We start from the raw sequence: 20426 nt of genomic DNA on the forward strand, positions 1-20426 counted from the left end.
GGGTTTTAAGCCGCTTTTTTGATACGGCGCCCGAGGGGAGCCGCCGCCTTGAAGAAATCCTCCCATGGATCGGTATCAACCGCTGCAAGGCGGGTGAGCGCGTTTTTCACCGTAAAGTATGACGGGCCGATCGCGGGGCTGAGTTCGTCCCAGGCAAGCGGCATGGAAACAGCCGCTCCCGGCCGTGCGCGCGTGGAATAGGGAGCGATTGCCGTCGCGCCCCGGCCGTTTCGCAGATAATCGATCAGGATTTTTCCGTTTCGTCTGGCCTTGGTGACGGTAGCGACGAAGCGGTCCGGACTGTCGGCGGCCATGCCGTCGGCGATCCCCTTGGCGAAAGCCTTCACCTCCTCCCAGCCGGCGCGTGGCTTCAGCGGCGCGACCACATGCAGGCCCTTGCCGCCGGAGGTCTTCACGAAACTCGCCAGCCCTTTCCGGTCAAGCCTTTCACAGACTTCCTGTGCAGCTTCAATCACCCTTGTCCACGGAACGCCAGGGCCCGGGTCGAGGTCCATGGTGATCATATCGGGCCGTTCCAGGTCGTCGAGGCGCGCACCCCAGGGATGGATTTCCAAGGCGCCGCCCTGCACCAGCCCCAGCAGCCCAGACAAACCGTCGATAGCAATGATCGGCTCATCGTCCTCAGGGTCATCCGCCTTCAGGATCTCGGCGGACTGGCCTTTCCATGCGTGCTTCTGGAAAAAGCACTGCCCCTCCACCCCGTCGGGGCAGCGCAGCAGGGCCAGCGGCCGCTTGACAATGAAGGGCTCCATGCGCGGCCAGACTTCGGCGTAGTAATCGGCCAAGCCTTGCTTGGTAACGCCTGCATCCTTCCAATAGAGCCGGTCCGGATGCGTGAGCCGGACTGCCGGTGCCCGTCTCTCCGGCAATGCCTGGCCGCCCGTCTCGCGAACGATCTGGCAAGGTTCCTTGTCCTCGCGCAGTCCGCGGAAAGAGGCGTGGCGGATGTGATCGTCAGCTGTCCATGTCCTGAATTCCACCTCCGCCACCAGCTCCGGGCGGACGAATCTGGCCTGCCGTGCCTCTTCGGTCGAAAGCTTGTTTGCAAAGGGGCTTTTCGCCACCCGCATCGGCTCCAGGCGCTGATAGAGCTCCTGCGCCAGCGCGTGGCTAAAGCCCGTGCCCACGCGACCCGCATGCATCAGATTGCCGTCCTCGTAATAGCCAAGAATCAGCGAACCGATTGCGTTGCGGAAGGTGGCCGACGGCACATAGCCCGCGATCACGAATTCCTGGCTCAGGGCGCATTTGACCTTGAACCAGTTCTTGCCCCGGCCGGAGCGATAGGGCGCATCGCGATCCTTAGAGATAATTCCCTCGAGGCTCAGCCTGCAAGCGTGGCGCAACACCAGGGCGCCGTCCTCCTCGAAATGCTCGCTGTAGCGCAGGACGGGCGGTGCGTGTTCCAGCAGTTTTTCCAGAACCTCCTTGCGCTCGATAAGTGCTGCGGGGCGCACATCATTGCCATCCAGATAGAGGAGATCAAAGAGGTAAAAGACCATCCGGTCGGTGCGGCCGGCCGACAAATCCGCCTGAAGAGCGGAGAAGTCCGCCGCACCGCCGTTGCCTTCCACCACCAGCTCCCCATCGATGATGGCCTGCGTTACCGGGAGGGCGGATAGGGCGCTCGAAACCGCCTTGCCGAACCGCGCGGTCCAGTCTAGCCCGCTTCGGGTGAAGAGCTTGACCGCATTGCCGCGGATATGAGCCTGCAGGCGATAGCCGTCGAACTTGATTTCGTGCAGCCATTTCGTGCCGGATGGCGGCGTGTTCCTGGGCGAAGCCAGTGCCGGCTCGATGAAGCCCGGATATCCGGCCTTCCTCGCGCGCTTGGGCAGCGGGAGCTTGTCCACCGACGGCCGCTCTATGCGTCCCGTTCTCGACGACCAGCCCGGCGCCTCTCCCTCGACATCCTCGATCATTCGCCCCGTCTTCACCGATTCGGGACGTTCCTCGAGAATGTCCGGGGCCCGTTCGTCGCGGGCAAATTCGTCATCGCCCTTGATCAGAAGCCAGTTTTCCTTCTCCTCGCGCGGCTTCTTCGCCATGCGTACAAGGTGCCACCGCCCGCGCAGCTTCTCGCCATGGATCTCGAAACCGAGATGCCCCTTGGCGTAGCCCTTCTTCGCATCCCCGATGGGAGACCAGCGCCCCCGGTCCCAGATGATCACCGTGCCGCCGCCGTACTCCCCTTTGGGAATGGTGCCTTCGAAGTCACCATATTCCAGCGGATGATCCTCCACATGGACGGCGAGCCGCTTCTCGCCCGGCACCAGGCTAGGCCCCTTGGCGACCGCCCAGCTCTTCAGAACGCCGTCCATCTCCAGGCGCAGATCGTAGTGGAGGCGCCGAGCGGCGTGCTTCTGTATGACGTAGCTGTCGCCGCCTTGGGGCTTCTTTTTCGCCCTGCCGCGCGGCTCTGGCGTAGCGGCAAAGTCCCGCTTCTTGCGGTAGGCGGTCAGCGCCATCAGCCTGCCTTGCGGCGCCGCGCGGACGCGGTCTTTTTCGTTTTGTCGGCGCGCGCCTTCTTCGGTGCCTTCCCGCCGCTGGCTTCAGCGCTTCTGCGCAAGGCATCCATCAGGTTCACCACCTTCGTCTCCTTAGGCGGCTTCGGCAGCTCGATCTCCCTCCCCTCCAGCTTCGCCTTGACCAACTCCGCCAGCGCCTGGTCGTAGCGGTCGTCGAAGGCACACGGATCGAAGTCGCCCTGCTTGGTCTCGATGATGTATCTGGCAAGATCGAGCATCTCGCTCTCGATCTTCAGATCGGGTAGATCCTCGAAGACGGTCTCAGCGGGGCGCACTTCGTAGTCGAAATTGAGAGTGTTGGCGACAAGCCCGGGCCCATCCGGGCGCAGCAGCAGTGGGCGCACACGCCGGAAGAGAACCGCACGCGCGAAGGCGGCAACCTTCTTCCGCCGCATGCCCTCGCGGATCACCGCGAAGGAATCGGCGCCCACGGGTCCCGTGGGCGCGATGTAATAGGGCCGGTCGAAATAGGCGGTGTCCACCTCGTCCAGAGGCAGAAATGCTTCGATCCGGATGGTCTTGTCGCTTTCCGGAATCGTCTCGGCGATCTCTTCCGGCTCCAGGACGACATATCGGTCGTCGCCCGCATCATAGCCTTTCACCTGCGCGTCGCGCTCTACCGGCTCCTCCGTTTCCTCGTCGATATACTCTCGATGGACGCGGTTGCCGGTTTTGCGGTTAAGCACATGGAAGGAGACGCGCTGTGAAGTGGTGGCACCGGCGTAAAGCGCAACCGGCACCGTGAGTTCGGAAATCTTGAGATAACCTTTCCAGGTTGCCCGGGGCGCCACGGTACTCTCCATCAACAGAACCGCTCTAAACGCGCGCGGCCGGCTGTATGTTCCGCCACGCGGTAGTGCTGACTCATTCGGGAAGAGCTGTCGGATCAGGGGTTACAATACCCGCTCACAGGAGCATGACTAACATTAACATTTTCCGTGCACGCTTTATCTTCTTGCTAGAATCGCAAACGATCACAATAAGTTATCTCACGTAATGGTACATAGATTTGGTATAATCTATTTGTAAAATTACTTCATTTTGCAAAATTGCTCTCCACTTCCCCTTGAGTAGTCCTGCTCATGCAGAAAGACAGCTGGGGCGGGAGCAAAGGCCGCGGATGCGGACGGCAGCGGCGATCTTTCGCCGTACGAGTTCGCTGCCCTTGCCGGCCAGGTCAAAAAAGAGGAATATGACAATGAGGACACTTATCGGATCGATCGCAGGGGTTCTGCTTCTTGCGCTCGCCGCTTGCGACGGCGGCGGTTCTGCTCCGCCTCAGGGCGGCAGCGACGCAGGTGGAACGGTCACCGTTCCGTCGTCGGAGCCGACCGACATGGGCGGAGCCAGTCCTACCCAGCCTGCACAATAAGGCTGTGCGGGAATCCTGAACGCCGACTGCTCCCGGCGCCCCGCAAAGGCTTAGACCGCCGGGAGCGGTTTTCTCCCTACTGTGCCAACCCTCCCCGGCGGGGAGGGTTTTATTGTCTCTGTCATATTCTGCTGTCCTACGGCGCACCGAGCGGATTGGACGGCGGGGCACCAGACGCGACACCTGCAATGACCTGTTGCAGGAAGTTGACTTCGCGGCCACCTGTAGGCGTCGTCCGTGAGATGAAGTCGAACACCTTGCCGTCCTTGAGCCCGTAGTGAGCGATCTGCCGGACGCGCTCGTCGTCACCGAAATAGACGGCCAGCACCTGCTGCTCGACCAGTTTCGGCCGCATGAAGGCCGCGCCCCGCACCCGCTTCTGAGAAATGTAGTAGAAGGCCTCGTTGTCGAAGGTCGCTGTGGTGGACGGCGTGCCGAGCGCAAGCAGCACCTGCTCCCGGCTGGAGCCAACCGGAACAAGTTCCAGCGCCTCCTCGTCGATGACGAAGCCATGGGTCAGGGTCTCGCTTCCACCGAGGGTCGAGCCCACACTGCCGCATCCTGAAAGCAGCACGCCGCCGATCGCAGCGGCAAGCACTGCCCGGCAGGCACCGTTGGTCTTGATTTTCCGCACCCGCAACGACATCTCCCTGATCGACCCGCCCGGCAAAGCCGGGTCCAGCCCTTTGCGTAGCCCGGCAAAACCGGTAAACCAGCTTTCGCGCCGATGCAACCGGACCCCAACCAGTCGAAGGAGGCGCCCGTCATGTTTCAATGGCTTTCCGGCGCGCGCCGGCGCGACCGCCGCCTCGTGGTGGAGGCGCTCTACGGAGAAATCGTGGCAGCGGCACGGCGGCCGCCGCTTTACGCCGACTGGGGTGTGCCCGACACGCCGCTGGGACGCTTCGAGATGCTGTCACTCTTCATGTTCCTGTTTCTTCACCGCATGCGCCAGAGCGGCACCAGCGGGGCGCCGAAGGAGCTCTCACAGGAAGTGACCGACCTCTTCTTCCTCGAGGTGGATCATTCGCTGCGGGAGCTCGGCGTGGGCGATCTCGGCGTACCGAAGCGTATGAAGAAGCTCGCCCGCATGTTCTACGGAAGGCTCAATGCCTACGGAGCTGCAGTGGATGCGGCCGACGCCCTTGCCCTCGCCTCCGCATTGCACAGGAACATTGCGCCCGATCGCGCGGTATGGGAAGAGGCGGCCGCGCTGGCAAACCACGTGCTGGAAGCCCACCGGTCGCTCGCCGGGCTCGCCGATGAGGAGATTCTGGCCGGCAGGCTTCGCTTCGCGCCCTTGCCGCAGGAGATTGACCATGGCCCGTGACCCTGTCACCAGCCCCGTTTCCTATGAGCTGAACGTCAGCCGTCTTCCCGCGAAGGGTATCACCATCACCATGGAGGCCGACACGGCGCAGCGGGTCGCCCTTGCCCGTACCCACGGCCTTCTTTCAGTTGAATTTTTCTCGACCGAACTTCTGGTACGGCCATGGAGGGGCGACGGTGTGCGGGTGACCGGCAGGGTAACAGCCGACATGACGCAGGCCTGCGTGGTAACTCTTGAGCCGCTCGCGGCGCGAGTCGACGAGGAGATTTCCGCTGTTTTCATCCCCGAGGGATCGAAGCTCGCCCGAATCGAGGGGGAGAGCGGCGAGATCGTCATCGAGCCTGAAGGCGCTGACCTGCCGGAGACATTTTCCGGCGACACGATCGATCTGGGCGCGCTGGCTGAGGAGTTTTTCGCCCTTGGAATCGATCCCTACCCCAGAAAGGAAGGAGCGGCGTTCGACATCACAGCGGAACCGCCCGAGGAAGCCGCTGCCGGACCGCTGCAGGAAGCGCTCATGAGGCTGCGCAACGGGAGGTGAAAAGCCTGTGGACGAAAGCAGGTTGTGCGGTTGCGCAAAAGCGCTATTTTCGCCGGACTTTTCGGGTTTCGTTCGTTGTATAAATTGAGGCAATAAAGCGTGATACGCATATCGATCGACGCAATGGGCGGCGACCACGGGCCGGAGGTCGTCCTACCGAGCCTTCTCAGGGTCGCCGAGCGGCGGCCAGATGCGCGTTTTGTGATCTTCGGCCGCGAGGAGGCTGTCCGCCCGGTGCTCGATCGACTGCCCCGGCTTCGGGAGGTGAGCGACTTCGTGCATTGCGACGTCGCCGTGCGCATGGACGACAAGCCCAGCCAAGCGCTTCGCCAGGGGCGCTGGAAATCCTCGATGTGGAAGGCGATCGAGGCAGTCAAGACCGGCGATGCCGACGCCTGCATCTCGGCCGGCAACACCGGCGCTCTGATGGCCATGTCGAAATTCTGTCTGCGGACGATGGCGGACATCGAGCGCCCGGCCATAGCAGCGATCTGGCCGACCATACGCGGCGAAAGCATTGTGCTCGACGTGGGCGCCACCATCGGCGCCGATGCCCAGCAGCTTGTCGATTTCGCGATATTGGGCGCGGCCATGGCCAACGCCCTGTTCGACATCGAGCGCCCGACGGTTGGCCTTCTCAATGTGGGCGTGGAGGAGATCAAGGGCCAGGAGGAGGTCAAGGAAGCCGGGCGCATGCTGCGCGAGGCGGCGCTGGAGACCATAGACTATCGCGGCTTCGTGGAGGGCGACGACATCGGTAAGGGCACGGTGGACGTGGTGGTCACCGAAGGTTTTTCCGGCAATATCGCGCTCAAGGCCGCGGAGGGAACGGCGCGCCAGATCGCTGAATATCTGCGCGCCGCCATGAGCCGCACTCTCATGGCGCGGATCGGCTATCTGTTCGCGCGCGGCGCCTTCCAGCGGCTCCGTGAGAAGATGGATGTGCGCAAGATCAATGGCGGGGTCTTTCTCGGCCTGAAAGGCATCGTCATCAAGAGCCACGGCGCCGCGGACGAGGAAGGCTTTGCGGCGGCGGTCGAACTCGGCTACGAGATGATTCGCAGCGGCGTCTTCGACAAGACACGCGCCACGCTAGACCTCTATCACGCCCGCAGGCCGATGCTGGCCGTCGGCGCGGTGTCCGATGCATAGGAAAGCATGATGATCAGGTCCGCCGTCGTCGGAGTGGGCTCGGCGCTGCCCCGCCGCGTTATGACAAACAAGGAGTTCGAGTCGCTTGTCGATACCTCGGACGAATGGATCGTTCAGAGAACCGGGATACGCCAGCGGTACATCGCGGGCGCGGACGAGACCACGGCTTCCCTGGGCGAGGCGGCCGCGCGCGATGCACTGGCCAATGCAGGCTTGGGACCCGCCGATATCGACTTCATCGTGCTTGCCACATCGACGCCCAACAACACCTTTCCCGCCACCGCTGTAGAAATCCAGAACCGGCTCGGAATGGCGCATGGCTTCGCCTTTGACATGCAGGCCGTTTGCTCGGGCTTCGTCTATGCCATCAGCACGGCGGATGCTTATCTGCGCGGTGGCGGGTTGCGGCGCGCGCTAGTGATCGGCTCCGAGACCTTCTCGCGCATTCTCGACTGGACGGACCGCACCACCTGCGTGCTCTTCGGCGATGGCGCAGGCGCGGTGGTGCTGGAAGCGATCGAGGGTAGCGGCACGATGGAGGATCGTGGCGTTCTAGCCTCCGCCCTGCGCTCCGACGGCTCGCAGAAGGACAAGCTCTATGTGGACGGCGGGCCTTCCACCACCGGAACGGTCGGCCATCTGCGCATGCAGGGCCGCGAGGTCTTCAAACATGCGGTGGGCATGATCACCGATGTGATCGAGGATGTTTTCCGGAAGGCGGACATTACCGCCGAGGAAATCGACTGGTTCGTGCCCCATCAGGCCAACAAGCGAATCATCGACGCCTCCGCGCGCAAGCTTGGCATTGCCGAGGAAAAGGTGGTCGTGACGGTCGATCTCCACGGCAACACGTCAGCCGCCTCAGTGCCGCTCGCACTGGCTCATGCCACCGGTCAGGGCAAGATCAAACGCGGCGATCTCGTGCTTCTGGAGGCGATGGGCGGCGGCTTCACCTGGGGTGCTGTGTTGCTTAGATGGTAAAATAATTGATCGGGTCCTAGCCGAATCGGGTTCTTGACCTGGCCCGCCCAATTTCTTAACGTCGCGCCGTCGCGTGTATTTTCAATAGTTTCGAACGGTTGGATGGTCGGATGGGGGGAAAGACGGTGACACGGGCCGATTTGGCGGAGGCCGTCTACCGCAAGGTCGGACTCTCGCGTACGGAATCGGCTCAGATCGTCGAAATGGTGCTTCAGGAGGTTTGCGACGCGATTGTTCGCGGAGAGACCGTCAAGCTTTCTTCCTTTGCCACGTTTCAGGTGCGCCACAAGAATGAGCGCGTCGGCCGCAACCCGAAAACCGGCGAGGAAGTGCCGATCCTGCCCCGCCGGGTTATGACGTTCAAGGCGTCCAATGTGCTGAAAAACCGGATTCTGCGTGCGCATCAGGCACGCAAGGCCGAGAAGAAGGCTGAAAAGAAAGCCTGATCCTTCCAGGCCCGGCGGCAACAGATCCGGTTTGAGCCACCTTGTCATGTGGCATTCCGGTTTGTTGAATGAGAAACGAATCGCCGGCCAGGAGGTGAACACGGGATGGAAAAGAGCCCGGACGCATTCCGCACCATCAGTGAGGTCGCCGAGGAGCTCGACCTGCCGCAGCATGTGCTGCGTTTCTGGGAGACGCGCTTTTCACAGATCAAGCCCATGAAGCGCGGCGGCGGCCGTCGCTATTACCGCCCGCAGGACGTGGAGCTGATCAAGGGCATCCGTCACATGCTCTATGATCAGGGCTATACGATCAAGGGCGTGCAAAAGCTCCTGCGTGAGAATGGCAATCAGTTCGTCATCGCCATCGGCCGCGGCGACATGGCCGCCGTGGAGGCGATTGCGCAGCAGAAGCTAGCCGAGAAGAACGCAGCGGCTTCCGAGGAGGAACTTGTCATCGGCAAGCCGAAGGTGAAGCCGCGAAGCCGCTTTTTCGGCCTCGGCCGCGAGGAGGATGGTCCGGTCGCAGCAGACGATGGCCGGCTTTCACGCGACAATCGGGCGCTTCTGCAAGAGACTTTGTTCGATCTTCTGGAATGCAAGCGCCTGCTTGACCAGGTGCGGTAAGCCGCCTTTCGCTTTCAGGAAATTTTGCCAGCAAAAAGGCCCGCTGGGAGGCGGGCCTTTCGGTGTTTTGGTTTTGCCTGCCGTCAGTGCGCCAGCACCGCCAGTAGCAGAAGCGCGATGATGTTCGTGATCTTGATCATCGGATTCACCGCCGGACCAGCCGTGTCCTTGTAGGGGTCGCCGACCGTATCGCCGGTAACGGAAGCCTTGTGCGCTTCCGAGCCCTTCTCATGCTTCACGCCGTCCTTGTCGATGAAGCCGTCCTCGAAGGACTTCTTGGCATTGTCCCAGGCGCCACCGCCCGCCGTCATGGAGATGGCGACGAAAAGCCCCGTGGCGATCACACCGAGCAGCATGGCGCCAAGGGCGGCGAGCGCCTCGTTCTTGCCACCGATGAGGTAGATCACCGCGAAGACCACCAAGGGCGACAGGACCGGCAAAAGCGAAGGAACGATCATTTCCTTGATCGCGGCCCGGGTCAGAAGATCGACCGCACGGCTGTAGTCGGGCTTGTCCTTGCCCTCCATGATGCCGGGCTTCTCGCGGAACTGCCGGCGCACCTCCTCAACGATGGCGCCACCGGCACGGCCGACGGCCGTCATGGACAGGCCGCCGAACAGGAAGGGCAGCAGACCGCCGAAGAGAAGCCCCACCACCACATACGGGTTGGACAGGGCGAAATCGACCGTCACGCCATCGAAGAAGGTGCCTGGCGCGGCATTCTCGGAGAAGAACTTGAGGTCTTCCGTATAGGCTGCGAAAAGCACCAGCGCGCCCAGACCTGCCGAGCCGATGGCGTAGCCCTTGGTGACGGCCTTGGTCGTGTTGCCCACCGCGTCGAGCGCGTCCGTGGTCTGGCGAACCTCGCCCGGCAGGTCAGACATTTCGGCGATGCCGCCTGCATTGTCGGTGACGGGGCCGAAAGCGTCGAGCGCCACCACCATGCCGGCCAGCGCCAGCATTGTCGTGACCGCGATGGCGATGCCGAAGAGGCCGGCAAGATTGTAGCTCACCAGAATGCCGCCCACGATGACGATGGCGGGCAGCGCGGTCGCCTCCAAAGAGACCGCCAAGCCCTGGATGACGTTCGTGCCGTGCCCCGTGACGGAAGCTTGGGCGATCGAGCGGACCGGCCGGTAGCCGACGCCCGTGTAGTATTCCGTGATCCAGATGATGAGGCCGGTGACCACCAGCCCGACCAAGCCGCATACGAAGAGTTTTGCGGCGGTAAAGGACGAGCCGTCGCTGGCCGAGAACTCGGTGCCGCCGCCCAGCCAGAGCCAGACGAGAAGCGCCAGCGCGACCACCGAAAGGATCGCCGTTGCCCAGAACCCCTTGTAAAGCGCGCCCATGATGGAATTGTTGGAGCCGAGCTTCACGAAGAAGGTGCCGATGATCGAGGTGACCACGCAGGCCGCACCGATCGCCAGCGGGAAGAGCATTAGGGTGACCGCGTCCGAATCGGTGAAGAAGATCGAGGCCAGAACCATCGTGGCCACGACGGTGACCACATAGGTCTCGAACAGGTCGGCCGCCATGCCGGCGCAGTCGCCGACATTGTCGCCCACATTGTCCGCAATGGTGGCTGGGTTGCGCGGATCGTCCTCCGGAATACCCGCTTCAACCTTGCCCACAAGGTCACCGCCCACATCGGCACCCTTGGTGAAGATGCCGCCGCCAAGACGCGCGAAAATCGAGATCAGGGAGGCGCCGAAGCCGAGCGCAACCAGCGCATCAACCACCGTGCGGTCCGTGGGCTCAAAGCCCATCGGCCCCGTCAGCACCCAGAAATAGACGGACACGCCGAGGAGCGCCAGGCCCGCCACCAAAAGGCCAGTGATTGCGCCCGACTTGAAGGCGATGTCCAGCCCCGCTGCGAGGCTGCCCGAAGCAGCCTGCGCCGTGCGAACATTGGCGCGCACCGAAACATGCATGCCGATGAAGCCTGCAGCGCCCGAAAGCACGGCGCCGATCAGAAAGCCAACGGCCGCCGCAGCGGTCAGCAGCCACCAGGCCAGGAGAAACACGATCACGCCGACGATGGAGATGGTTGTGTACTGGCGGGTAAGATAAGCCTGCGCGCCTTCCCGAATCGCGCCGGCGATCTCCTGCATGCGCGCATTTCCCTGATCGGCCGCAAGGACCGATTGCGTCGCCCAGACGGCGTAAAGTACGGAAAGCAGGCCGCAGGCGATGACGACGTAAAGCATAGTCATTGCCAATTATCCCTTGATTTCGGCCCGCTGGAACCCCTCCCGGGCCTAGAGAAAGGCCGCCGGCGGATCGCGCCGCGACCTTAACCGAGCGCTTATGCGAAAGACATCGCGCAAGGTCAAGGTTTTGTCGTCTATTGCACCATTTTCGTCTGTTTACCGGTGCGCTTGTTTCATAAGCGGCCCAAGAAATGGGAGCGGCGGCGGACAGTAAGAGCCGCTTCGAATCTCGCTTGACGCAAGAAATGCCGTCAGGCCGCCTTCAGCCACCGCCGGCGCAAGGCGAGAAGCCCAAGCAGGAAAAGACAGAATCCCACCACCGGGAAGACAATCCAGTTAAGCCATTCCCAGCCGAGCGCATTGTAGACGCGCCCTGACATCAGCGAAGCAAAAGCCACTGTGGAAAACAGTATGAAATCATGCGTGCCCTGGACCTTGTTCTTTTCCGCCGGGCGGTAGCATTCGGCCACCATGGCCGTGGCGCCGATAAAGCCGAAGTTCCAGCCCACGCCGAGCAGGATGAGCGCCAGCCAGAACTGCCACAGGGCGATTCCGGAGAGCGCGACCGCGCCGCAAGCGGCAAGCAGAAGAAGGCCTGCAGCCACCACCGTCTCCTTGCCAAAGCGGGCGATCAGGCCGCCGGTAATGAAGCTCGGCCCATACATCGCCATCACATGCCAGGAGATTCCGAGAGTAGCTTCGTCGGGTGAGAAACCGCAGCCCACCATGGCGAGCGGTGCGCCGGTCATGATGAAACTCATCAGCGCAAAGGCGCTGACACCGCTCAAGAGAGCGACGAGGAAGCGGGGCTGAAGGAGGATCTGCAAAAGAGGGCGAGCGGGCTCATTGTCCTGAACGGTCTCAGCGGGCACGTCATCTTTTGCAAGGCGCAAAAAGGAAAGAATGACCGCCCCGATGGCGGCGAGGCCGACAACACCGGCGAAGGCGCCGGCAAACATGATGGGCGCGAACAGTTCACGCGTATGGATCGCCACCTGCGGCCCGATGATGGCCGCGAAGATGCCGCCGCCCAGTACCCAGGAGATCGCTCGCGGCTTGAAGTCGGCCGGTGCGTTGTCGGCCGCCGCAAACCGGTATTGCTGGACGAAGGCATTGCCCGCGCCGATCAGCAGCATGCCGAAGGCAAACAGCCAGAAATTCATCTGAAAGAGGGCGCCCGTCGCGACCACACCGCCCAAGGCCGTCACACCCGCGCCGGAAATAAAACCGTTGCTCCGCCCCACCAGCCGCATCAGCATTGCGGCGGGCAATGCACTGATGGCCACGCCGACCGTGTAGCCGGTCACAGGCGCGGTAGCGAGCGACTTGTCGGCTTCGAGCAGGTAGCTTCCCGCCAGCGCGCCCATCGAAATGGCAATGGTGGCACTGGAACCGACGATCGCCTGTGAGGCCGCGAAGATAAGCGCGGTCCGCCGGGCTTCCCGATAGGCCGCGCCTTGGCTCACCGCCGATCCCGTCCCCTGCCCTCGCCGCGCACGCGGCGGGCTACGCGGTCAAGCACCGCGTTGACGAGCTTCGGTTCTTCCTCCTCTCCGTAGAACGCCTTGGCGATGTCGACATATTCGGAGACGGCCACGGGAACCGGAACGTCCTTGCGTTTCATCAACTCATAGACGCCCGCGCGCAGGATAGCACGCAGCGTTGAATCGAGGCGCGAAAGCGGCCAGTCTTCCGTCAGCGACTGTCGGATGATCGGGTCGATGATCTTCTGGTTCTCCACCACGCCGGCCAGAATAGCACGAAACCACTGGGCGTCGGCCTCGCGATAGGTCTGGCCGTCGATCTCGCGGCCCAAGCGGAAGGCCTCGTATTCGGCAGTGGTTTCCAAAAGGCCGGTGCCTGCCACGTCCATCTGGTAGAGCGCCTGAACGGCGGCTAGCCTTGCGGCGCCGCGCTTGTTGGCAGGACGGACGCCAGCCGGTTTGCCGGCATGATCGGGATCCGCCACGTCAAACTCCCAGTTGTTTTTTCAGCGCGATCATGCGCAGGGCCGCTTCCGCAGCCGCATATCCCTTGCCGCCAGGAGCGTTCGAGCCCTCGCTCTTTTCGATTCGTGCGAGAGCCTGCGCCTCGTTTTCCACCGTCAGGATACCATTGCCGATTGCAAGCTTGTGCGACACAGCAAGATCCGTCAATCCGCGGCTCGATTCATTTGCCACCACATCGAAGTGATAGGTCTCGCCACGGATCACGCAGCCGAGCGCCACAAAGCCGTCATAGGCGGTTCCGCCCTTTTCTGCCGCGGCGTGGGCGAAGGCGATAGCCGCGGGAATCTCCAGCGCGCCTGGCACGGTCACCACGTCATAGGACGCACCTGCCTTCTTGAGCGCGGCCTCAGCCCCGGCTAGCAGGCCATCGGAAAGGTGGTCATAAAAACGCGCCTCGACGATAAGGAGGCGAAGGTCGTTGGTCGTCATGGTTGCTCCTTGTCAGCGACGACGCTCCATGAAACGGCCCCGGTTTCGGCCGCCGCCCGCGGATGGCTATGCTCAGGCACAGTTCCGCATGGTCAAGCTGAAGAATGAGGACGTGGGAAGCATTCCGCCATTCCCGACCAACGGGCCGACAAAAACCTCCCTGTCCCCATCACCCTCGAGCTTGACCCGGGGACCATTCCTGAACGGTCCCAGACCTGCAAGCGATCGATCTGTGAGGCCGTTGCTATTAGGCTTCTTGGCTCGCCTCCGCAAGCCGCGCGGCATAACGGGCCATCATATCGACTTCGAAATTCACCCGGTCGCCCGCCTGCCGTTCGCCCCAGGTAGTTACGGCAAGGGTGTGCTGGATGACCAGCACGTCGAAGCGGTTGCCTTCAACCCGGTTCACCGTGAGCGACGTACCATCGAGCGCGACCGATCCCTTCGGCGCGATGAATTTCGCCAGCTCGGCGGGAGCCTCGATCACGAATCGTATCGCGTCGCCTTCCTCTCGGCGATCGACAATCTCCGCCATGCCGTCCACATGGCCCGAGACGATATGGCCGCCAAGCTCGTCGCCCACCTTCAGCGCCCGTTCGAGGTTGATCCGTGTGCCCTCGCGCCACTCCGCCACGGTGGTCAGGCGCAACGCTTCTTCCCATGCCTCCACCTCGAACCAGCGGCTGTTCGCCCCCTGCTCGGGCAGAGCGACCACCGTCAGACATACGCCCGAGCAGGCGATGGAGGCGCCGATATCAATCGTTGCCGGATCGTAATTCGTCTCGATGCGCAGCCGGAGCCCCTCCCGCAAGGGCTGGATTGAACGGACCGTTCCGACATCCGTGACAATGCCCGTAAACATCAATCCGCCCTCACATATTCGAAATAGTGATCTTCTCCGAAGCTCGCCTGCCGAAGCAGGCGAAAGCCGGAAGGTATATGATCGGGATCGACGGGCGCGGCAATCCCGCGCGCGCCGATCGACCCGGGGCTAATAAAAAGGCAGAGCCGGTCGACCAGCCCCTCCGCAAGGAATGCGGCTGCCGTGCTGGCTCCACCCTCGACGAGAAGGCTTGAAAAGCCGCGCGCGGCAAGGTCGTCCAGAAGCTCCGGCAAGGCGATCTGGCCGTCCATCGCCTCGACGGCGAGAAATTCAGCGCCTGCCTCCTTCAGCATCGCGCGGCGTGCCGGGTCCGCCTCTCCTCCGGCGGCGAGGAACAGCGGAACCTCCTTGGCGGAGCGGACCAGCTGAGAATCGATGGGCAGCCGCAAGAGTCGGTCGAGCACGATCCGTGCCGGCGAGCGCGCGGAAAGCCCCGGCAGACGGCAGGTCAGCAACGGGTCGTCGACTAGCGCGGTGCCAATGCCGACCAGAATGGCGTCGGCCTCCGCGCGCATAACATGCACCTGCCGCCGTGCAATTTCACCGGTGATCGGCACCTGGCCCTCGCCTTGGATGCCAATCTTACCATCGTTCGAAAGAGCAAGCTTCAGAATCACTTCCGGCCGTTTCTTCGTTGACCGGGTGAGATAGGCTTTCAGAAGATCGGCGGCTTCTTCCGCCAGCACGCCTTCCGTCACCTCGATGCCGGCGGCGCGCAGCATGGCATAGCCCCGGCCGCTCACGCGCGGGTCCGGATCGCGCGCAGCACCCACAACGCGGGCCACTCCCGCCCGAATGAGCGCCTCCGCGCAAGGCGGCGTGCGGCCATGATGAGCACAGGGCTCCAGCGTGACATAGGCAACCGCGCCGCGCGCGCGCTCCCCCGCTTCGTCGAGCGCCTGCGGTTCCGCATGGGGACGACCGCCAACCGTAGTCACGCCACGCCCGACGATGTAGGGCCCGATGCCGTCATCGCGCACCAGGAGCGTTGCCACCGAAGGATTGGTGCCGGTGAGGCCAAGATGCCGCCGCGAAAGCCTTATCGCTGCGGCCATGTAGCGCTGGTCGTCATGCGGCGAGAAGGATGCGCCCTGCATCGGCCGGCTATTCTCCGTCCGCTCCTCCGCCCCGAAGTTCGCCCAGCACGTCCTGGAAGTCCTTGGCCTCGCGGAAATTGCGGTAGACGGAGGCGTAGCGCACATAGGCCACGTCATCGAGCGATTTCAGCGCCTCCATGACGAGCAAGCCGATCTCACCCGAAGGTATCTCGCTCTCGCCGGAGCTTTCGAGCTGGCGCACGATGCCCGTCACCGCCCGCTCCACGCGCTCGGGATCGACATTGCGCTTCCTGAGCGCGATATCGAAGGAGCGGAGCAGCTTGTCCCGGTCGAAGGGGACCTTGCGACCAGATCGCTTCACGACGGTAAGATCGCGAAGCTGCACCCGCTCGAAGGTGGTGAAACGGCCGCCGCAGTCCGGGCATGCGCGGCGGCGGCGGATGGCCGCGCCGTCCTCAGCGGGCCGTGAATCCTTCACCTGGGTATCCTCGGATTGGCAATACGGGCAGCGCATGTCAGGCTTCGCGATCTTACAACAGCGGACCTAGCCAAGATAGGGATAGAGCGGGAAACGTTCAGTAAGCGCCAGGACTTTCTTCTTCACCGCTTCTTCCACAGCCCGGTTGCCCTCATCGGAATTCGCACTCTTCAACCCATCCAACACTTCGGCGATCAGCTTGCCAATCTGGCCGAATTCTACAACGCCGAAGCCGCGCGTGGTGCCTGCCGGCGTGCCAAGCCGGATGCCGGAGGTGATGAAGGGCTTTTCCGGATCGAAGGGGATGCCGTTCTTGTTGCAGGTGATGTTGGCGCGGCCAAGTGCCGCCTCGGCGCGCTTTCCGGTGGCGTTCTTGGGGCGCAGGTCGACCAGCATCAGGTGGTTGTCCGTGCCGCCGGAGACGATATGGAGGCCCGTCTCCTGAAGGCTCGCGGCGAGCGCGCGGGCATTCGCCACCACCTGCTGCGCATAGGCCTTGAATTCCGGCTCCAGCGCCTCGCCGAGCGCGACCGCCTTGGCCGCGATGACATGCATCAGCGGACCGCCCTGCAGACCGGGGAACACGGCGGAGTTGATCTTCTTGGCGATCTCCTCGTCGTTGGTGAGGATCATGCCGCCGCGTGGCCCGCGCAACGACTTGTGCGTGGTCGTGGTCACCACATGGGCATGCGGCAGCGGCGAGGGGTGGACATCTCCCGCCACGAGGCCAGCGATATGCGCCATATCGACCATCAGATACGCGCCAACTGAATCAGCGATCTCGCGGAACCGCTTCCAGTCCCAAATGCGCGAATAGGCCGTTCCACCGGCCAGGATCAGCTTGGGCTTATGCTCATGCGCCAGCCGCTCAACCTCTTCCATGTCGAGAAGGTGGTCGTCCCGGCGCACCCCGTAGGAAACCACGTTGAACCATTTTCCGGACATGTTGACGGGCGAGCCGTGCGTCAGATGGCCGCCGGCGTTGAGATCAAGCCCCATGAAGGTGTCGCCCGGCTGCAGCAGCGCCAGAAACACGGCCTGATTCATCTGGCTGCCGGAATTAGGCTGAACATTGGCGAATTCGCAGCGGAACAGCTTCTTGGCCCGCTCGATCGCCAGTCCCTCGATGACGTCGACAAATTGGCAGCCGCCATAATAGCGGCGACCGGGATAACCTTCGGCATATTTGTTGGTCAGGACCGTACCCTGAGCCTCCATGACCGCACGCGAAACGATGTTTTCCGATGCAATGAGCTGAATCTCGTCCCGCTGCCGACCCAGTTCATTGCGAATGGTCGCAAAAATTTCGGGATCGGCTTCTTCGAGCGGCTTAGAGAAAAAGTTCTCTGTCTCGACCGCTGCGGCGGACGCGTGTGCCATGGCAGTGACATCCCTTGCATGAATTGACGGACATGTGGCGGAGCCAAGCGCCCCTTAGCATTTTTCGCACAGCGCAACCACGCCCTGCACGCATTTTTTGCCGCAAGGGACATGCCGCCGACAAGATGCGCACCAGCTCTGGCGATCCACGCGAATGGCGGCCCTCACCCGTCGGAGAGCGGCGAATGCGCTCGCGCCTGCCTTCAAGCCCGCCGTGTCATCCCTCTTTTCATGCGGGTTTCATGCGGGCCTGAAATCGCAGCCCGCTACAGGGCGGTCGAAATCTGCAGTTCCGATGCGCCGTCGAGCCCGTAGATGTCGTCGCGGAAATGCACGACGCCGTCGCCCGTCGACCAGGCGGAAAGATAGACGAAGTAGACCGGCACGGGATTGGCGACCGGAATATGCACGTCTTCCTGAGTTTGGATCGTCGTCTCGATCTGGCGGCGGTCCCAGCCGGGCGTGTCGCGCAGGATCCATGTGACGAGGTCGCGCACATTCTGCACGCGCACGCAGCCCGAAGAATGGAAACGTTCTTGATCGCGGAACAGATTCTTCTCCGGCGTGTCGTGCATATAGACGGCGTGCGGGTTGGGAAAGTTGATCTTTATCGTCGCCATCGCATTGATCTTGCCGGGATCCTGGCGGAAGCGATAGCGCGTGGCTTCATCCGTGGACCAGTCGACCGTCAGCGGATCCACCTCGGAGCCGTCCGGCGCGATCATGCGGATGTTGTTGTCGCGCAGATAGTTCGGGTTCTTCCGCATCAGCGGAATGATGTCGCGGCGCACGATGGAAACCGGCGCGTTCCAGTACGGATTGAGAATGATCTCGTTGATTTTGGAAGAAAGGATCGGGGTCTGACGGTCTACCTTGCCGACGATAGCTGTATGGCGCAACACAACGCGGCCGTTCTCGACCGCCTCGATCGAGGCGGCGGGAATGTTGACCATCACGTAGCGGTCGCCAAGCGGCTTGGAAGTAAGGTCGCGCAGGCGACCGAGATTGGTCTGGAGCTGCCCTAGCCGGACAGGTGCAGAGACGTTGAGCGCCGAATAGGTGTACTGCCCTGTTACACCGTCAGCCGGCAGACCGTGACGGGCCTGAAACCGCTTCAAAGCCGCATCGACATAGGTATCGAAGGCCGGAGACAGGCCAGCCCGCGTCGAAAGGTCGCCCGAGATCATCAGCCTGCGGCGAAGGATTTCCACATCCGGATCGATGACACCGATCTGCAGCTTCTTCGTGGCGGGCACCGTGGGCCACCCGCCGCTCGCCACGATCGTGGAATAATCGGCGATCGCACGCTCCACGAAGCCAACCGTCTGCGGGCTGAGCACGGGCAGTGTGGAAGATACCTCGCCGCCGGCACTGACCTGGGCGTCAAACTGGTCCTGCCAAGCGCCCCGGCGTGGTGCGTTGATGACCGCTTCGAGAAAATTCTGAGCCTGCGCCGAGCCGGAAAAAGCCGCTGCCGCGGCGGCTCCTGCTCCGCCCAGAAACATTCGGCGACTGGTCTTCATCAGACAACCCTCATCATCACGGCAACTCTCGGCGTTTCAAACCCAAGCTTGCGGAAACAGCGTTAATTTTTCGCCAATCGGTGCAAGAACCCTCGCACGGACAAAGCCGACAAGGGATCACCGCTCGTTGCCAACGCGGTGATATGGACCCATTTGTAGGCAATTATGTTATTAGCGTGACGCCTTCCCACGTAGACGAAATACGTTCGCTTACCGTGGCTGATAAGCAACAAAAGACCGGCGCCCTGCTGGACGCCGGTTTAAAAATGTTGCCTCTTTCTGACCGGTCGCCCCCGGCCTCAAACGGCATCGGTCACATGCGGTAGGCGATGGTGTCGTTCCAGAAGCGGTCGAGCCGCTGCAGGGCCCGGTTCATCTGGCGGAACTCCTCCGCCTTGATGCCGCCCACCTGCTCGATCGAGCCGATATGTCGATCATAGAGCCTGGAGACCACCTCCGCCACTTCCCGACCCTTGTCGGTCAGGCTGACGCGTACCGACCGGCGGTCGACGCGCGAGCGCTGATGATGGATGAAGCCCAGATCGACGAGCTTCTTGAGGTTGTAGGAGACGTTGGAGCCGAGATAGTAACCGCGCGAGCGCAATTCCCCCGCCGTCAGCTCGGCATCGCCGATATTGAACAGGAGCAGCGCCTGTATGGCATTTATGTCGCTGCGGCCCTGACGCTCGAACTCGTCCTTGATAACATCCAGAAGGCGGCGGTGCAGCCGCTCGACGAGCTGGAGCGCTTCGAGATAGAGTGAGCGCAGCGCATCGTCACGCTCCTTGCCGACGGGTTTGTTTTGTGTCGCGGATCGCGAATTGATCATGACTGTGCCTTTCGTTTGACGCCGGTGATTTTTTGTTCTTTCACCTGGGGCGACCCTAACGGCGGCACCTAAAATTCGACTTAAACGCCAAGCTTAACAACGCCTTACAGGCGAAAGCCTGCATATAGGGCTAAAAAGGCGTTAACCTCGGTTAATTCTCGGAGCGGCGGCGCTCCAGATGGATGAGGATGCGCAGCCCCGCATAGAGGCCTGCAACGACCGCGTGCAGTATGATGATGAGAGGCCAGCGGCCGTAGAGTTCGGGGAAGAAGCCGTACATCACGACCTCCGCACCAGCACAGGCGAACCAAACCACCGGCCCCCAGGAGGCCAGCATCCACAATCCCACGGCCGCGAAGGGAAACATTACCGCAAGGGGCGTGGCTGCCAGCTGCCAATAGACCGGCATCAGGTCGAAGCGCCACTCCGACCCCTCGTAGAAGCCGAGCAGCCGCACCCAATAGCCCACGCCGTAGACGAGACAGGCAAGGGCCGCCGCCCGCTGCAGGAACTCCAGCGCGATCTCGAACGGGGACTGCCGGGCAGGCAGGCTTGCGGCACCTTCCTCCGTCACCGGTCCCGATCCTCCTCGTTCAAGCCGCGGGCACTCCTGTCTGCATGTCCGGTGA

Annotated in this window: 21 protein-coding genes; 7 read left to right on the forward strand and 14 right to left on the reverse strand. The window is 62.5% G+C overall.

All coding sequences use genetic code 11. The features are described 5' to 3' along the window. Positions 1 to 5: 5 nt before the first annotated feature. Together ligD and ku are read right to left on the reverse strand one after the other, a co-directional pair. The gene (gene ligD, locus NYR54_RS10910) at positions 6 to 2489 is read right to left on the reverse strand and encodes a DNA ligase D (protein WP_261515686.1); all 2484 of its coding nucleotides are present in this window, start codon (positions 2487 to 2489) and stop codon (positions 6 to 8) included. Further along, positions 2489 to 3352: a non-homologous end joining protein Ku gene (gene ku, locus NYR54_RS10915; protein ID WP_423738609.1), complete on the reverse strand. Its 864-nt coding sequence runs from the start codon at positions 3350 to 3352 to the stop codon at positions 2489 to 2491. The genes ligD and ku overlap by 1 nt, the downstream gene beginning before the upstream one ends. 395 nt (positions 3353 to 3747) lie before the next feature. Here ku and NYR54_RS10920 point away from each other — a divergent pair, with 395 nt between their 5' ends. After that, positions 3748 to 3921, forward strand: coding sequence for a hypothetical protein (locus tag NYR54_RS10920; RefSeq protein WP_261515688.1), 174 nt, complete (start codon positions 3748 to 3750; stop codon positions 3919 to 3921). A 136-nt stretch (positions 3922 to 4057) separates the two neighbouring features. Here NYR54_RS10920 and NYR54_RS10925 read toward each other — a convergent pair whose 3' ends face one another. Further along, positions 4058 to 4567, reverse strand: a complete 510-nt coding sequence (locus NYR54_RS10925; protein WP_261515689.1) for an outer membrane protein assembly factor BamE — start codon at positions 4565 to 4567, stop codon at positions 4058 to 4060. Between the two features lie 120 nt (positions 4568 to 4687). Here NYR54_RS10925 and NYR54_RS10930 point away from each other — a divergent pair, with 120 nt between their 5' ends. From NYR54_RS10930 to NYR54_RS10955, 6 genes are all read left to right on the forward strand, one after another. After that, positions 4688 to 5251 carry a ubiquinol-cytochrome C chaperone family protein gene (locus NYR54_RS10930; protein ID WP_261515690.1) on the forward strand — a complete coding sequence of 188 codons (564 nt, stop codon included), beginning with the start codon at positions 4688 to 4690 and terminating at the stop codon, positions 5249 to 5251. Further along, positions 5241 to 5792 (forward strand): YceD family protein, encoded by a 552-nt coding sequence (locus NYR54_RS10935; RefSeq protein ID WP_261515691.1) that lies wholly within the window; start codon positions 5241 to 5243, stop codon positions 5790 to 5792. The genes NYR54_RS10930 and NYR54_RS10935 overlap by 11 nt, the downstream gene beginning before the upstream one ends. A 99-nt stretch (positions 5793 to 5891) precedes the next feature. Continuing rightward, positions 5892 to 6944 carry a phosphate acyltransferase PlsX gene (gene plsX, locus NYR54_RS10940; RefSeq protein WP_261515692.1) on the forward strand — a complete coding sequence of 351 codons (1053 nt, stop codon included), beginning with the start codon at positions 5892 to 5894 and terminating at the stop codon, positions 6942 to 6944. Between the two features lie 9 nt (positions 6945 to 6953). Further along, on the forward strand, positions 6954 to 7925 hold the full coding sequence (locus NYR54_RS10945; protein WP_261515693.1) for a beta-ketoacyl-ACP synthase III: 972 nt from the start codon (positions 6954 to 6956) through the stop codon (positions 7923 to 7925). A gap of 110 nt (positions 7926 to 8035) precedes the next feature. After that, positions 8036 to 8371, forward strand: coding sequence for an integration host factor subunit alpha (locus NYR54_RS10950; protein ID WP_261515694.1), 336 nt, complete (start codon positions 8036 to 8038; stop codon positions 8369 to 8371). Positions 8372 to 8476: 105 nt separating this feature from the next. Further along, positions 8477 to 8995 (forward strand): MerR family transcriptional regulator, encoded by a 519-nt coding sequence (locus NYR54_RS10955; RefSeq protein WP_261515695.1) that lies wholly within the window; start codon positions 8477 to 8479, stop codon positions 8993 to 8995. Between the two features lie 83 nt (positions 8996 to 9078). Here the strand turns inward: NYR54_RS10955 and NYR54_RS10960 are convergent, their stop codons facing one another. The 11 genes from NYR54_RS10960 to NYR54_RS11010 form a co-directional block, all read right to left on the reverse strand. Then, complete coding sequence (locus NYR54_RS10960) at positions 9079 to 11211, reverse strand: sodium-translocating pyrophosphatase (protein WP_261515696.1); 2133 nt, start codon at positions 11209 to 11211, stop codon at positions 9079 to 9081. Positions 11212 to 11459: 248 nt separating this feature from the next. After that, on the reverse strand, positions 11460 to 12674 hold the full coding sequence (locus NYR54_RS10965; protein ID WP_261515697.1) for an MFS transporter: 1215 nt from the start codon (positions 12672 to 12674) through the stop codon (positions 11460 to 11462). Then, positions 12671 to 13177 (reverse strand): transcription antitermination factor NusB, encoded by a 507-nt coding sequence (gene nusB / locus NYR54_RS10970; protein ID WP_261515698.1) that lies wholly within the window; start codon positions 13175 to 13177, stop codon positions 12671 to 12673. The genes NYR54_RS10965 and nusB overlap by 4 nt, the downstream gene beginning before the upstream one ends. A gap of 1 nt (position 13178) precedes the next feature. Beyond that, positions 13179 to 13646 (reverse strand): 6,7-dimethyl-8-ribityllumazine synthase, encoded by a 468-nt coding sequence (gene ribH, locus NYR54_RS10975; protein WP_261515699.1) that lies wholly within the window; start codon positions 13644 to 13646, stop codon positions 13179 to 13181. A 247-nt stretch (positions 13647 to 13893) separates the two neighbouring features. Continuing rightward, positions 13894 to 14508, reverse strand: coding sequence for a riboflavin synthase (locus NYR54_RS10980; RefSeq protein ID WP_261515700.1), 615 nt, complete (start codon positions 14506 to 14508; stop codon positions 13894 to 13896). Continuing rightward, positions 14508 to 15626, reverse strand: coding sequence for a bifunctional diaminohydroxyphosphoribosylaminopyrimidine deaminase/5-amino-6-(5-phosphoribosylamino)uracil reductase RibD (gene ribD / locus NYR54_RS10985; protein WP_261515701.1), 1119 nt, complete (start codon positions 15624 to 15626; stop codon positions 14508 to 14510). The genes NYR54_RS10980 and ribD overlap by 1 nt, the downstream gene beginning before the upstream one ends. Before the next feature lie 7 nt (positions 15627 to 15633). After that, positions 15634 to 16101, reverse strand: coding sequence for a transcriptional regulator NrdR (gene nrdR / locus NYR54_RS10990; protein WP_261515702.1), 468 nt, complete (start codon positions 16099 to 16101; stop codon positions 15634 to 15636). 30 nt (positions 16102 to 16131) lie between these two features. Further along, positions 16132 to 17445 carry a serine hydroxymethyltransferase gene (glyA, locus tag NYR54_RS10995; RefSeq protein ID WP_261515703.1) on the reverse strand — a complete coding sequence of 438 codons (1314 nt, stop codon included), beginning with the start codon at positions 17443 to 17445 and terminating at the stop codon, positions 16132 to 16134. Positions 17446 to 17711: 266 nt separating this feature from the next. Next, a complete protein-coding gene (locus tag NYR54_RS11000; RefSeq protein ID WP_261515704.1) occupies positions 17712 to 18968 on the reverse strand; it encodes a L,D-transpeptidase family protein in 1257 nt (418 codons plus the stop codon). A 313-nt stretch (positions 18969 to 19281) separates the two neighbouring features. Further along, positions 19282 to 19797: a transcriptional regulator LdtR gene (ldtR, locus tag NYR54_RS11005; protein ID WP_261515705.1), complete on the reverse strand. Its 516-nt coding sequence runs from the start codon at positions 19795 to 19797 to the stop codon at positions 19282 to 19284. Positions 19798 to 19948: 151 nt separating this feature from the next. Further along, positions 19949 to 20371, reverse strand: a complete 423-nt coding sequence (locus tag NYR54_RS11010) for a DUF6163 family protein (RefSeq protein WP_261515706.1) — start codon at positions 20369 to 20371, stop codon at positions 19949 to 19951. Between the last annotated feature and the right edge of the window lie 55 nt (positions 20372 to 20426).

It is taken from the genome of Chelativorans petroleitrophicus (assembly GCF_025398195.1).
GTDB lineage: Bacteria > Pseudomonadota > Alphaproteobacteria > Rhizobiales > Rhizobiaceae > Chelativorans > Chelativorans petroleitrophicus.

What these genes read in the sequence shown, in the direction of transcription:
- ku (WP_423738609.1), bottom strand. Translation starts at nt 3,352, where the DNA reads ATGGAGAGTACCGTGGCGCCCCGGGCAACCTGGAAAGGTTATCTCAAG.
- ligD (WP_261515686.1), bottom strand. Translation starts at nt 2,489, where the DNA reads ATGGCGCTGACCGCCTACCGCAAGAAGCGGGACTTTGCCGCTACGCCA.
- NYR54_RS10955 (WP_261515695.1), top strand. Translation starts at nt 8,477, where the DNA reads ATGGAAAAGAGCCCGGACGCATTCCGCACCATCAGTGAGGTCGCCGAG.
- nrdR (WP_261515702.1), bottom strand. Translation starts at nt 16,101, where the DNA reads ATGCGCTGCCCGTATTGCCAATCCGAGGATACCCAGGTGAAGGATTCA.
- NYR54_RS10950 (WP_261515694.1), top strand. Translation starts at nt 8,036, where the DNA reads ATGGGGGGAAAGACGGTGACACGGGCCGATTTGGCGGAGGCCGTCTAC.
- NYR54_RS11000 (WP_261515704.1), bottom strand. Translation starts at nt 18,968, where the DNA reads ATGAAGACCAGTCGCCGAATGTTTCTGGGCGGAGCAGGAGCCGCCGCG.
- ldtR (WP_261515705.1), bottom strand. Translation starts at nt 19,797, where the DNA reads ATGATCAATTCGCGATCCGCGACACAAAACAAACCCGTCGGCAAGGAG.
- glyA (WP_261515703.1), bottom strand. Translation starts at nt 17,445, where the DNA reads ATGGCACACGCGTCCGCCGCAGCGGTCGAGACAGAGAACTTTTTCTCT.
- ribH (WP_261515699.1), bottom strand. Translation starts at nt 13,646, where the DNA reads ATGACGACCAACGACCTTCGCCTCCTTATCGTCGAGGCGCGTTTTTAT.
- NYR54_RS10930 (WP_261515690.1), top strand. Translation starts at nt 4,688, where the DNA reads ATGTTTCAATGGCTTTCCGGCGCGCGCCGGCGCGACCGCCGCCTCGTG.
- ribD (WP_261515701.1), bottom strand. Translation starts at nt 15,626, where the DNA reads ATGCAGGGCGCATCCTTCTCGCCGCATGACGACCAGCGCTACATGGCC.
- NYR54_RS10960 (WP_261515696.1), bottom strand. Translation starts at nt 11,211, where the DNA reads ATGACTATGCTTTACGTCGTCATCGCCTGCGGCCTGCTTTCCGTACTT.
- NYR54_RS10935 (WP_261515691.1), top strand. Translation starts at nt 5,241, where the DNA reads ATGGCCCGTGACCCTGTCACCAGCCCCGTTTCCTATGAGCTGAACGTC.
- NYR54_RS10980 (WP_261515700.1), bottom strand. Translation starts at nt 14,508, where the DNA reads ATGTTTACGGGCATTGTCACGGATGTCGGAACGGTCCGTTCAATCCAG.
- NYR54_RS10945 (WP_261515693.1), top strand. Translation starts at nt 6,954, where the DNA reads ATGATCAGGTCCGCCGTCGTCGGAGTGGGCTCGGCGCTGCCCCGCCGC.
- NYR54_RS10925 (WP_261515689.1), bottom strand. Translation starts at nt 4,567, where the DNA reads ATGTCGTTGCGGGTGCGGAAAATCAAGACCAACGGTGCCTGCCGGGCA.
- NYR54_RS10920 (WP_261515688.1), top strand. Translation starts at nt 3,748, where the DNA reads ATGAGGACACTTATCGGATCGATCGCAGGGGTTCTGCTTCTTGCGCTC.